This is a genomic window from Nocardia sp. NPDC060220 (assembly GCF_042727815.1).
Classification (GTDB): Bacteria; Actinomycetota; Actinomycetes; order Mycobacteriales; family Mycobacteriaceae; genus Nocardia.
In genome coordinates this window covers 1-1,830 of the sequence record NZ_JBHWZY010001127.1, presented here as the reverse complement: position 1 = coordinate 1,830, position 1,830 = coordinate 1, and the positions used below count along the sequence as shown (strand labels likewise).

Below are 1,830 nucleotides of genomic sequence, written 5' to 3'. Positions count from 1 at the left end.
GCAACCGCACGGACCGTATGCCCTCGCCGGTTACTCCTTCGGTGCCGCGGTGGCCTTCGAGATCGCCAAGCGACTCGAGGCCGAGGGTGAGCGGGTCGATTTCCTCGGCAGCTTCAACCTGCCACCGCATATCAAGTACCGGATGGACGAGCTGGACTTCACCGAGACCGCGGCGAATCTGGCGATGTTCCTCGACCTGATCAGCAAGCGGCAGGCCGCCGAATTGCCCGCCGAGCTGCGCGCACTGCCCAAGAGCCGGCAGCTCGCACGCCTGATCGAGCTCGCCCCACCCGAACGGATCGCCGAACTCGATCTGGACCTGACGAAGTTCACGGCATGGGCCGAGCTCGCCGACGGTCTCACCGGCCTGGGCCGCACGTATTCGCCCAGTGGTGCCGTGCGCTCGATGAGCGTGTTCTGCGCGGTTCCCCTGCGCGGCACCAAACAAGACTGGATCGACAACGAACTCAGCCGGTGGGACGAGTTCACCACTGAACCCAACCGCTACATCGACGTCCCCGGCGAGCACTACACGCTGATGGGGCCACGGCACGTCACCGCGTTCCAGTCCGTTCTGCGCAAGGAACTCGACCGGGCACTCGCCGACGCCGACCGATAGGGAGAAACACGTTGCACGGCAAGAAGATTCTGATCACCGGCGGGACCGGGCAGGTCGCCAGACCTGTCGCCGAGGCGCTCGCCGCAGACAACGAGGTCTGGTGTCTCGGCCGCTTCGGGACACCGGGTGTCGAAGCCGAACTGCGCGAGGTCGGTGTGATCACGCGTCAGTGGGACATGAACGACACCACCGCCGCGGGCTACGAACAGCTGCCCACCGATTTCACCCACGTACTGCACTCTGCGGTCCATCGCGGTGACGGCAGCGATTTCGAGGACGCGCTCGGCATCAACGCCACCGCCTGTGCGCGGCTCATGACACACTGCCGCACCGCCGAGTCGTTCCTGTTCGTCTCGACCGGCGCGCTCTACAAACGGCAGACCCTCGACCACGCCTATCGCGAATCCGACCCGATCGACGGCGTCGCCGACTGGCTGCCCACCTACCCGGTCGGCAAGATCGCCGCCGAAGGCACCGTGCGGGCGATGGCCAACGTGCTCGAACTGCCGACCACGATCGCCCGGCTCAACATCGCCTACGGTCCCGGCGGATACGGCGGTGTGCCGATGCTGTATTTCCAGCGGATGCTGGCCGGGGAACCGATTCCGGTTCCGCTGGAGGGGCAGAACTGGTGTTCGCTGCTCTACACCGACGACCTCGTCGCCCATGTTCCCGACCTGTGGAACGCGGCGTCGGTGCCGGCCAGGCTCGTCAACTGGGGTGGTGACGAATCGGTGGGTATCACCGACTGTGTGCGATACCTCGAAGAGCTCAGCGGTATCGAGGCGAAACTCGTCCCCGCCGAGGTCACCCGTGAGACCTACCAGTTCGATCCCGAACTGCGCCGGTCCCTCACCGGCCCGTGCACGGTCGACTGGCGCGACGGTATTCGTCGCACGCTCGCCGCGCACCACCCGGCGCACGTGCGTCAGGTGACGCCGTCATGAGCCGCGCACAGGTGACGACGCCGAACATCGAGGCCATCCGCACGTCCTACGACGGTTTCGCCACGCGCGATGTCGGCAAGATCCTGTCCGTCCTGCACGACGACGTGGAATGGGTCCACCCGGACGGCATGCACAAGTACGGCCTCGGCGGAACCAAGATCGGCCACGACGGAATCAAGCAGTCGGCGATCAGGCCGAGCACCTCGCGTTCGCGTTCGGTCAGGGAGCCGCCGCGCCCCTGGCCCTGGCCGTGCTCGTCCTGGC

At 66.4% G+C, this 1,830-nt stretch carries 3 protein-coding genes; all 3 read left to right on the top strand.

Annotated elements, in window-relative coordinates; translation table 11 throughout:
• The coding region (locus ACFWF3_RS34425) for a thioesterase domain-containing protein (RefSeq protein WP_379318212.1) at window positions 1–619 on the top strand (619 nt) is incomplete at its 5' end.
• An 11-nt stretch (window positions 620–630) separates the two neighbouring features.
• Window positions 631–1,566, top strand: coding sequence for an NAD-dependent epimerase/dehydratase family protein (locus ACFWF3_RS34420; RefSeq protein ID WP_379318210.1), 936 nt, complete (start codon window positions 631–633; stop codon window positions 1,564–1,566).
• Window positions 1,563–1,830 (top strand): nuclear transport factor 2 family protein (locus ACFWF3_RS34415; RefSeq protein WP_379318208.1); only part of this gene is annotated, 268 nt, incomplete at its 3' end. The genes ACFWF3_RS34420 and ACFWF3_RS34415, both read left to right, overlap by 4 nt.